Origin of the sequence: Streptomyces olivochromogenes (genome assembly GCF_001514115.1) — a bacterium.
Taxonomy (GTDB): Bacteria; Actinomycetota; Actinomycetes; order Streptomycetales; family Streptomycetaceae; genus Streptomyces; species Streptomyces olivochromogenes.
Genome location: NZ_KQ948473.1, coordinates 149,525 through 160,233, shown reverse-complemented (window position 1 = coordinate 160,233; position 10,709 = coordinate 149,525). Strand labels below are relative to the sequence as shown.

General features: G+C 64.3%; 8 protein-coding genes. 4 read left to right on the top strand and 4 right to left on the bottom strand.

Annotated features, from left to right (window positions below; all coding sequences use genetic code 11):
* A partial coding sequence (locus tag AQJ27_RS41655; RefSeq protein ID WP_067381166.1) for a DEAD/DEAH box helicase family protein occupies positions 1–2,204 on the bottom strand: 2,204 nt, incomplete at its 3' end.
* 243 nt (positions 2,205–2,447) lie between these two features.
* On the opposite strand from AQJ27_RS41655, the gene AQJ27_RS56795 reads away from it, so the two are divergent.
* Positions 2,448–3,293, top strand: a complete 846-nt coding sequence (locus AQJ27_RS56795; protein WP_159064537.1) for a DUF6602 domain-containing protein — start codon at positions 2,448–2,450, stop codon at positions 3,291–3,293.
* 18 nt (positions 3,294–3,311) lie between these two features.
* Here the strand turns inward: AQJ27_RS56795 and AQJ27_RS56790 are convergent, their stop codons facing one another.
* Complete coding sequence (locus AQJ27_RS56790; RefSeq protein ID WP_159064536.1) at positions 3,312–4,424, bottom strand: SRA domain-containing endonuclease; 1,113 nt, start codon at positions 4,422–4,424, stop codon at positions 3,312–3,314.
* Between the two features lie 602 nt (positions 4,425–5,026).
* On the opposite strand from AQJ27_RS56790, the gene AQJ27_RS41650 reads away from it, so the two are divergent.
* Positions 5,027–5,503: a hypothetical protein gene (locus AQJ27_RS41650; RefSeq protein ID WP_067381111.1), complete on the top strand. Its 477-nt coding sequence runs from the start codon at positions 5,027–5,029 to the stop codon at positions 5,501–5,503.
* Between the two features lie 353 nt (positions 5,504–5,856).
* Positions 5,857–6,555, top strand: coding sequence for an SDR family oxidoreductase (locus AQJ27_RS41645; RefSeq protein WP_067381163.1), 699 nt, complete (start codon positions 5,857–5,859; stop codon positions 6,553–6,555).
* Positions 6,556–6,746: 191 nt separating this feature from the next.
* Here the strand turns inward: AQJ27_RS41645 and AQJ27_RS41635 are convergent, their stop codons facing one another.
* Both AQJ27_RS41635 and AQJ27_RS41630 read right to left on the bottom strand, forming a co-directional pair.
* Positions 6,747–8,324: a substrate-binding domain-containing protein gene (locus AQJ27_RS41635; protein WP_067381103.1), complete on the bottom strand. Its 1,578-nt coding sequence runs from the start codon at positions 8,322–8,324 to the stop codon at positions 6,747–6,749.
* Positions 8,325–8,605: 281 nt separating this feature from the next.
* Entirely contained in the window at positions 8,606–9,625 is a 1,020-nt protein-coding gene (locus tag AQJ27_RS41630; protein ID WP_067381100.1) for a tetratricopeptide repeat protein, read from the bottom strand.
* 188 nt (positions 9,626–9,813) lie between these two features.
* Between AQJ27_RS41630 and AQJ27_RS41625 the strand changes: the two genes are divergently transcribed.
* Entirely contained in the window at positions 9,814–10,653 is an 840-nt protein-coding gene (locus AQJ27_RS41625) for a class E sortase (RefSeq protein WP_067381097.1), read from the top strand.
* Positions 10,654–10,709: the final 56 nt, after the last annotated feature.

Below are 10,709 nucleotides of genomic sequence, written 5' to 3'. Positions count from 1 at the left end.
GCTAGGGCGGTGACGTTGACACCGATCTGATCCTTGATGTTGTCGATGACGGCCTTCTTGGCCTTCTCCTCAAGGATGATCTGGCAACCGGAGGGAAGTTGCGGGAAGCCATGCTCGATGTTGTCCAGGAGCCGTTTGCGGGTGAGGTTCGTCAGGGCCCGGAACTGGTTTTCGAAGCGGAACTCCTTGCGGTGCTGTCCGATGAAGTCGAGCACTGTGAGCACTGCTTTGTTCTCGCTCCGGCGAAGACCTCGGCCGAGCTGTTGGAGGAACAGGGTTGCACTGGAGGTGGGGCGCAAGAAGAGCAGGGTGTCTACGTCGGGGATGTCGAGTCCCTCATTGAAGAGGTCCACGGAGAAGATCACTTGCAAGGCGCCGGACTTGAGGTCAGCGAGGGCTTGTCTACGCTGTTCGGTCGGAGTCTCGCCGGAGAGGGCCACGGCGTTCAGACCGGCGGAACGGAAGTACTCGGCCATGAAGTGGGCATGCGCGACCGAGACGCAGAAGCCCAGCGCCCGCATGGCGCTGGGCTCGACGAGCTTCTCCTCCACGGCCTTCACGATGAGTCGCGCCCGCGCGTCATTGCCGGTCAGGACGTTGCTCAGGGCGGCGTCGTCATAGGCGCCGCGCTTCCACTCCACTGCACTCAAGTCGGTGTTGTCGCTGATTCCGAAGTAGTGGAAAGGGCTGAGGAGCTCGTTCTCCAGGGCCTCCCACAGGCGCATCTCGGCAGCGATGCGCCCGCCGAAGAACTCGTCCTGGATGTTCCTACCGTCCATGCGCTCAGGCGTCGCGGTCAGTCCCAGTAGCTCCATCGGCCGGAAGTGATCAACAATCTTTCGGTACGTCGGTGATGTGCCGTGGTGGAATTCATCGATCACGATCACGTCGAAGTGGCCGGCGTCGAGCTGATCCAGTGCCCTAGCATTAAGGGACTGAACGCTGGCAAAGACGTGGGTCCAGCGCTCCGGGATCTCCCCACTGTGGAGTGACTCGCCGAAGTTTGCATCCACCAAGACGTCTTGGTAAGTCCGCATCGACTGTTGCAGGATTTCCTTGCGGTGGGCGACGAACAGCAGGCGCAGATCCCGGCCGTATTTCTTACACAGGTTCTTGTAATCGAGCGCGGCCATTACCGTCTTCCCGGTCCCCGTCGCGGCAACTAGGAGATTCCGGTGCCGGTCGTGCACCTCTCGCTCTACGTCCAGTCGTTCTAGCATGTCGCGCTGGTGCGGGTATGGGCGTACCTCAAGGCCGGACAGAGTGATCTTGCGGTCCGCGGCTGCGATGGACGATGTACCGCCCGCGATGGCCAACGCCTCCTGGAGCCTGGTGCCGTCAGCATCAGGGTCGTACGTCTCGAATGACGGGTCGTTCCAGTAGGCGTCGAAGGTCGCATCGAATTTCCGCAGTACGTCAGGCGTGGCGATGGACGACAGCCGGACGTTCCACTCCAAGCCGTCGAGCAATGCGGCCTTGGAGAGGTTCGAGCTACCGACATAGGCAGTGTCGTATCCACTGTTGCGACGGAAGAGCCACGCCTTGGCGTGGAGACGCGTCGTCCGCGTTTCGTAGTTGACCTTGACCTTGGCGTTGAACTCCCGCACCAGCCTGTCCAGCGCCCGTCGTTCAGTCGCCCCGATGTAGGTCGTCGTGATGACACGTATGGGAACGTTCCGTTCATGAGCTGCTCTGAGCGACTGCTCGATGATGCGTAGCCCGTGCCACTTAACGAAGGCGCAGAGCAAGTCCACGTGGTCGGCTGTGGCGAGCTCTGCACGAAGCTCAAAGCCGAGGCTTGGATCGTCCGGGGAGTTGGTGATCAGAGCCGTATCGGACAGAGGGGTGGCTGGACGGACAGCGAAGACGCCGGGCGCCTCTTGCTTTGTCAGCGCGAGAAGTTGGCGAGGTCCTGCGGCCACGAGATCCACCCACTCCCGTGCTCCGTCGAGGGTGCTGATGGACTCAAGGATGTGGTTCGCCGCGTATACCCGCTCCTCGGCAGGGAGACTCTGCAGAACGCGGCGCACCGTCCGGGCGATGTGTCTTGCCAGAACATGGGGAACGGACTCGGCTCCTACCGAGTCGCTCGTCGGATGCCACCCGAGGCTCGAGAACTCCTTCAACTTTTGCTCGAAGCGCACCGTGATGAGCTCCTCATACACCCCCACGGCAGGCTGCGTCAGATCCCCCGGCTCGGACACTCTGGCTCCCTTGATCGCTCAGACAGCTGTGGCCATGTGTAACAGATGCCACTGACAGTGGGCAGGCTATGGCCGACCACTGGACGTACCCAACTGTGCTTCGGCGGACAGAAGCACGATCGCCGCGAGAGCCGTGCCGAGCCCATCGGTGATTAGGTGACGCTTGGGACCCGACCGACCCCGTCCCCGGCTGGGTTTCCTTTCTTAGCTGCAGAAACCCGTTGACTACCCTAGAATCATTTCATGCCTCAAGAGAAACTTGGAAGAATACTCGGCTCAGTTGCCATGCGAATGCGTGCAGATTTTGAGCAATCAAGGAATTTCAGCCACAACGGCGAAGCGGGCACCTCCCGAGAAGCTCTGGTTCGCGAGTTTCTCGCTAGCTATTTACCATCCCACGTGGAAACGGTACATAATGCCGAAATCATCACTGCCTCAGGTGAGACCTCTCCTCAATGTGACATCGTTCTCGCGGATCGAGGAACCCCACCCTTCACCACTCTGAACGGGTACCGGATCCTCCCAAATGAGTGCGTTTATGGCGTCGTTGAAGTGAAGACCAAACTAGATAAGGAACAACTCGTAGACGCGTGTAACAAGATCAGTAAATTGCGGCACATGTCGAAGGGTTCCTATCGTCCGACGCCTGGCCTTATACCGCGGAAAACGTCGGCGTATGGGAAAGTCTACGACTTTTTCCCAACCTCTGGAATCATCGTCGCTTTTGATAGTCTGAAATTAGAGACCATCGGTAGCCATCTTATGGACTGGTGTCAAAATCGGCCTCCATTCGAATGGCCTGATAGCGTGTGGGTGCTAGGTAAAGGGCATCTGCAATGGCAGAACCCTGACAGTCGCCTTCTAGAGCGTTCGCCCGGGCCGGGGTCTCTACTCGCGCAAATCGATACGGATACATCTCAGGACATTCTCTTAGCTCTCGCGCTACACTTGAACATTCACTTTTCTGATGCCTGGATGAACCCGATCGACCTCGTGCCGTATGCGGGAGCCGCTCGCCTTGGCGTCATTTCACGTCGATGGCGCATGACTCCCGTAGGTAGGCCCCCTAAGATGTTGGAGGGCTTATGAGTAGAAGGCTCAGAAGATTTATTCGGCTGGTACGGATTCTCCGATGAAGCTACCATTTTCCGATCTGTAAACTATTTCCACCCCGTATGATTCGCACAGATCGAACATATCCAGATCAGGTTCTTCGGGGAGGAGGATGACGCGCTTGGGTGGCTCTGCGTGGTCCTTAGTTCGCACATAGCGGCTGTAGTCCAGAATCTGACCGAGAGCCATCCTTACGTCCTCGCGGGCACTAGATCCCTTAGCTTCGTAGAGTACGTGTTCCGTTGCGTCATAGAGATCTGTCCTCAGAGTGGACGTAAGACCCTTGACTTTAATCTGGAAGGCGCCAGTCTTGCGTCCCATAGATTTAAGATAGGCCATGTAGGTGCGCGTCAGCTCGGCTTCACGGCGCACAGCGATGTGGGCTGCGGCTGACGCGCGAAGACTCATCTTCTTATTGAAGGCCTCCGGAGTGACGAACGTGCCGCTGGTAGCGGCGTTCTCGTTAGCCTTTCGCAAAGAGCTGGATTTCCTACGCTGCTTGGAAGTTGGCAGCGCCCCAGTAGTTGCAGGATCGGTTTGAAGGGTCGCTGCAGTAACTACCTCGAATGGGATGAGTTCCCATGTGGTCTCTTTTGCAGGTGGGATTAGGTTCTTTGACGAGTGCTGGACTTCCCCGTCCGGTCGAAGGCGAAAAACAATTACATTGCGTTGTTTTCCATCCTCGCCGTGCACTCTGCGCCACACATAAGGTTCCAATGCGTCCAGAGTGAATTCCCCGAGGTATCGATGCGTCTTGGTGTCGCTTTTGGGGACCCGGCCGACCTGTGTGAAAACTCGTAATGTGCGGCCCTGTTCGGCGTGGCGCAGGATGGCTCGGTTGCCTGTGCCAGCGGATCCGGCGAACGTCTGGTTGCCAGACTTTCCAGCCCCGGTGTACTCGAAGGTGGGCCCCAGGTCGTCTTCCTCTGCCAGCCAACCGTCGTAGTAGCCGTTGGCCTCTCCGACGGTGGGGTCCGAGTAGAGGTTGACGCTACGCTTTTCGATTGAGGGGCATATGCCGCCCTGCGTGCTTCCTCCGAACGCCTGGATGATCTCTGCTCGCGTGCGTACATTTCCAGGAACGATCGTGTCAACTTTTGTCTCCATGTCATGACTCTAACAACTACCAAGGCAGTGACTTGAGTTGTGTTGGTGCTGAGCCAGCAGGCGAGTTCGCGGAAGGCTCCGCGGGTGTTGGTGCGTGGTTCCCAGCGCACGTGCAGGTGTCGGAGGCGCAGGGCTCCGTCGTTCTCGTGATCAGCCGGGAATGATCACGTGGGTCCGAGGGTTGCCATCGGCCGGGTCATGTCCCGTCCGTGATGGCGTAGGCCCTCGGCGATGTTGTCCCGCCCCGCTAGGCGGAGCACGCCGACGGCCAGGTTTCTCAGGGAGTCCATCGTCCGCGGTGCACTATCGGTCCGCACCCGTGAGGCGTCCTCCCCGACTGTCACATCCCTGTGGTGCTCGCGATTCTTCCGCCGACGGCGCACGGTGCGCACCGGAATGGTGTCGCTTGAACGCGTCCACGTGGTCGCCAGCCTGACAGCCCACCAGGCGACACCCGCCGACCTGGCGGAACGCGCACGCGGGCACTGAGCCATCGAAGCCCTGGAGGTCCGCCGGTCGCCGTCCTTGTCGTCACTGCCCAAGGTGGTACGGGATTTCGATGAACGCCTTCATGGCGTCTACCTGTAGGAGGGGGATCGGTCATGCGTGTGGGGATCACCGGGCATCGAGGTCTGAGTCGAGACGTTGAGCGGCAGGTTCGCCAGCTTCTTGAAGGGGCTGTTCGTGAAATCGATGCGGCTGAACTGGTGGGGGTCTCGTGCATTGCGGATGGTCCGGATGCGTGGTTCGCGGAGGCGGTGCTGAAGTACGGCGGGGAGCTCGAAGTCGTTGTTCCCGCCGAGCAGTACCGCGAAGGTCTCCCGGAAAGTCACTGGCCGGTCTACGACGAGTTGATGCGCCGTGCGGCACGGGTGCATCACACGGGTAAGACGGCGTCGGACTCGGACGCGCACATGGTGGCCAGCGAGATCCTGGTCGGCTTGGTCGAGGAACTGTTCGCCGTCTGGGACGGGAAGCCGGCGTGGGGGTATGGGGGCACTGCCGATGTGGTGTCCTACGCCGAACGGAACGGGGTCCCGGTCCGCGTGTTGTGGCCGGAGGGCGCGACACGTGAGTAGGACCGGATCAGGTGGCGTACGAGGGGATAGAGGGGGACGATCGAAGTGCGGGGCAGAAATCTCGTAACCCCGCGAGTTCGGAGATCCATACATCACCGAAGACGACTGCTCGGTGGATGCCCGCCGGTGGCGAATGCGATGACGACGGGGGTGCCGGACCATAGCGGTGCCACTGCGGCGCAGGCACACGTGGGTGGGAGCGCTATGGGCCGGTCCAAGACCGTCTCGCCCATGCCGAACCCTCGCTACGCTCCCCACCGCCAGGCCGTTGACCAGGAGAAATAGAGCAGTGCGGCTGGAGTACTAGCCTTGAAGAAGGGGGTCCTCCGCTTTCACTGACGGAAGTGATGATCATGGACATCAACGGTTCGGTAGCCCTTGTCACAGGAGCCAACCGTGGCATCGGAATGGCCTTCACGGAGGCCCTGCTTGCTCACGGCGCAGCCAAGGTCTACGCCGGTGTCCGGGACCCGAAGGCAGTCCTGGCCTCCGGCCTCACTCCGTTGCGGCTGGACGTCACCGACGAGGAGCAGGTCGCCGCGGCCGCACGTGCCGCCGATGATGTCAGCATCGTCATCAACAACGCCGGGGTCACAGGTGGCCCGTCGCTCCTGGAGGGCTCATTGGACGGCGCCAGGCGCGAGATGGAGGTCAACTACTTCGGCACCTGGGCTGTCTCGCGTGCGTTCGCGCCCGTGTTGGCCGCCAACGGCGGGGGAGCGCTGGTGAACATGTTGTCCGTGGCGTCGTGGGTGGCCAATCGGCAGTTTCCGAGCTACGCGGCCTCCAAGTCCGCTCAATGGTCGCTGACGAACGCCTTCCGGCTGGCACTGCGGGAGCAGGGCACGCTGGTGGTCGGTGTGCATGCCGGCTATGTCGACACCGACCTGGCGTCGGACGTCGACTCCCCGAAAATCCTTGCGGGCGACGTGGCCGAGGCGACGATGACGGGGCTGCTCAATGATGAACCCGAAGTGCTGGTCGACGAGGTCACCCGCCAGGTACGCGCCGCGCTCTCGGGCGGACTGGACGAGCTGTACGCCAATCGGTGAGTGCCCCAGGCCACTGTGGTCCCGGCCGTCGAGCCATCCCCGGAGATGGAGATGGAGATGGAGATGACGGCCAGGACGACCTCTACGCCCCCGGAACACCCGGCGGTCCGGGTCCCTCTGCTCACCGGCATCCCGGCCCCACACCCCACCCTGCACACCCGCCCGGGCGCGAGCCACGTGAAAGTCCGAAGCTAACTGGGGCGGCAGAGCAGCGGCTTGGCCAGTTCGGCGCATGGGCGGTCGCCGTGGGAGCGGATGATGTCCTTGCCGACCTCGTTGGCGAGGTAGCGCAGGAATCCCGCGGCGAGGGAGTTCGCGGGCGGCTCTCCGTAGGTGTACGCGTACTCGGTCTGCCAGTACGGGTATGCGCCCTCGTCCGCGCCTTCGAGGGTGGCCGGGTAGCCGTCGATGCGGATCTGCTGGACGTCGTCGTGTGCGGTGGCGGCGCCGGCCTCGCTGTGGCCGAGGGCTCCGGGTGTTGAGGCCACGGTGCTCAGGAGGGTCTCGGTGTTGCTGACCTCGCAGCGGCCGGGCTTGGTCTCGTCCAGCGCCGTGCAGTCGTTCGCGGTGACGGCCAACAGGGGTTTGTCGTCCAGTACTTGGCGTTCCAGTGTGGTTCGGGTGCCCGAGCCGGGGTTGCGGCTGACGAGGTGGATGGGCACGTTGTTGCCCTTCACCTGGTTCCAGTTGGTGATCTTTCCGGCGTAGATGTTCCTGATCTGGTTCAGGGACAGGTCCTGGACGCCGGCGTCCTTGTTGACGACCAGGGCGAACAGGGACAGGGCGACGGGTCTGGGGAGTAGCTGTGGACGGCCGTCGCTCTTGGGGCCGTCGCTGAACGCCAGCCGGTCGCCCAGTCCTTGGCTGCCCGTCAGTTTGGTCTTCCCGCCCGCCGCGGCGAGGGCGTCGAGCCCCGACACGCTGCCGTGGAACGTGTCGGCGGTGATGGGTATGAAGGCGTCGGGGCAGGTCCTGTGGTACTCCTTCGCCGCCTCCTGGAGCACGGGCGCGAACGCGGTGGAGCCGGACAGGGTGAGTGTCCCAGTGGCGCAGTCCAGCGGTGCGGCCGTGGCATCGTGCCTGGTGAACGTGAGGATGGACTGGACGGCGCTGACCATGACGAGGAGGGCGAGCACCCACCTGACCGGCTTCGAAGCGAACGGGTAGTACTCGGTCTTCTTGATCTTCCCGCGGCGTACTCCGCCCACGATGCTCGCGACGACCTCGGGCTCGGGGAACTCCTCGTCCGTGAAGCTCTCCTCGCGTTCCAGGACCGCCAGCACCTTGTAGTGGTCGCCGCGGTTCAGTTTCACCTTGGGCAGTTCGATGACGCCGTCGGTGACCCCGAGGCCGGGGACGTGCGGTGTGGGGTGCTGGTCGTCGCTGCTCGGCGTGAAGAAGCCGCGCAGCTCGTTGCGGCTGAGTTCGGTCACGACCATGCCGACGACGCGGCGGCCCCGGCATTTGACCTGGATGCCCGCGTGGCCACGGTCGGGCGCCAGGTAGCTGTGCTCCACGATGGGGGCCCAGCCGCTGTTCTCGATCCGCAGCAGCACGAACGACGGGTCACGCAGCGGTCCGCCGTTGGCCCGCTGCATCTGATGAAGCACCCCGGCGTACGGCAAGGCGCGCTCGTCGCGGGCGGTCGTGTCCATCTGGACCCGGTAGCCGAGCCGTTTGCGGCCGACGAGGACGAACTCCCAGAGCGCCGCGATCCCTGGAAGGGCCAAGCCCAGTACGGCGAACCCGAGTTGCCAGGAACCGTTCACGGTCGACTCCCGCGGAAGAAGGGGCTGGGAGGGCCATGGTGGCGGGCGGGTTCCCGGGGCGCCGGGGGTGCTCAGATCCTTGCGATTGATTTCACCGGGGCGTCACCTGGGACACCTGGGGTTCGCCAGGCAGGGTGACGCCATGACTTCGGGAGCCGGGGGGCAAGCTGATGACGCCCGGTACCCCCGGCCCCGAGGCCGGGGAGCCGGGGGAGGAGAGTTGCGTTACTCGGTGGCGGCTACTTGGCGGTGGCTACTCGGTGGTGACTGCTTGGTGGTGGCTACTCGGCGATGGTTCTGTGGCACTCCCCATAGCCCCGCTCCGACCCGCACCAGCACTCGACGCCCCGCTGCGGCGGCCAAGCCACCGCCAGCCCCCGTGCCGCCAGCGTCGTCGCGTACTGCGGGAGCAGGGTCGCGTCCGACGGGGAGGAGGCCTCCGAGGCGGCGAAGGCCTCGTAGGACGGGACGGTTCCCGTGACGATGCCGAGGTTCGGCGTGCCGGAAGTCGCCAGTTCCCGTAGCGACGCCTCTATGGTCGCGAGGTGTTCCTCGTGGGACGGGTACTCCGAGGTGAGGGTGGGGTACGCCGTCAGGAGTTCCGTCAGTTCGGTGGTCGGCCAGTGCAGGATCGCCACCGGGAACGGGCGGGACAACGCCTCCCTGAACGTGCCCAGTTCCGCCCTCAGGCGGGAGATTTCCGCCTGGAGTTCGGCGGGGTTGTCCGAGCCGAGGGACCAGACGCGCTTCGGGTCGTGGAGTTCGTCGAGGGAGACCGGGGACGAGTGGAGGGTGTCGGCCAGGGCGTCCCAGTCGTCGTGGGCCGCGCCCAGCATGCGGCGGACGCGGTGGCGGCCGAAGAGGAGCGGGTGGGTGGCGTACGGGGGCTCCGACGTCTCCGCGAGGAGGAGCTGCGCGGCCTGGGTGAACGTCTCCTGCGCCGCTTCCAGCTCGTCGTGGGACTCCAGGGCCTCGGCCACGATCACCCAGGGGGCCGGGTCCCGGGGAGACGCGGCGCGGATGCCGTCGATGATCGCCCGGGCCTCGGCCTCGTGGCCGTACTCCCACAGGTTCGACGCCTTGAGGGCGCGGACCAGGTGGGGATGTTCCAGGGGGGTCGAGGACGACAGCAGTCGGTCGTAGAGCGCGGTGGCTCCGGGGCGGTCGCCGGCCAGTTCGAGGTGGGCCGCGGCCTGCACGAGCAGGTGTTCGGCGTCCTCGGGGTAGAGGCCTGCGGTCCGCTCCAGGCGCGCTGCTTCGGCGTTGTGGTCGACGTGCTCGGCAGACGTGTCGGGGCGCATGGGGGACACCGTACTGCCGATGCCGTTCGAGGGAGAGATACCTGCAGGCCAGGGGGCGGGATCTCTTCGCTGCCCTTGAGTGCCGACGAACGGTCCGGGCGGTCATGGGGCTGGTGAGTTCGGGGCGCAGCCCTTATCTTGCGGGCCCGGTCAGGGAGGCGAGGCAGTCGAGGAGACGAGGCGTCGGTATGCGGGCTCCCGGCATCGTGCGGCGCGGACTCGGGGTTCCCGGTGTCGTGGATCACGGCACTCGGCGGCGGAGAGCCGTGTACCGGCGGGTGGTGTGGGGCGGGGGCGAGGTTCTCGTCACCGTCGGCCTCCTTCTCCTGCTTCTTGTCGTGCATCAGCTCTGGTGGACCAATCGGCAGGCCCGGGAGGGCGCCGAGAGGAAGGTCCAGGCGTTGGAGAAGGAGTGGGGGAGCGGGGAGGAGGAGGGGAAGGGCGAGGGACAGGAGCAGGGGGCGGGGGTGTCGGGTGCGGGAGGTGGCGCGTCCTCCGGTCGTGGTTCGGGGGCGTCCGGCGGGGGTGGTTCCGGGGCGTCCACCGGGAGTGGGCGGGCTCAGGGAACGCCCCGGTCGTCCCAGGCGTACGCCGTGCTCTCCATTCCCCGGCTCGGTCTTCGTGTGCCGGTCGCGGAGGGGGTCGGCAAGCGGGACGTCCTCAACAAGGGGTACGTCGGGCACTACCCGCACACCCAACAGGCCGGACAGGCGGGGAACTTCGCGCTCGCGGGGCATCGGAACACCCATGGGGAGCCGTTCCGGTACATCAACCGGCTGCGGCGGGGGGACGAGATCGATGTCGAGACGGCGGCGGGGCGCTACGTCTACGTCGTCGACAAGACGCTTCCGCGGACCTCCGCGCATGACGGAGGGGTCATCGGGGAAGTGCCGCGCAGTACCGTTCGGCCCGCCTACGGGTACAGCGCGCCGGGGTACTACATCACCCTCACCACCTGCACGCCCGAGTACACCTCCCGGTATCGGCTCGTGGTGTGGGGGAAGTTGACCTCGATGCGCCCGCGGTGACGACGATCACTGTCCCGTGAGGGGAACGGTGGCGTGCGGGGAACGGCCCGGTGCGG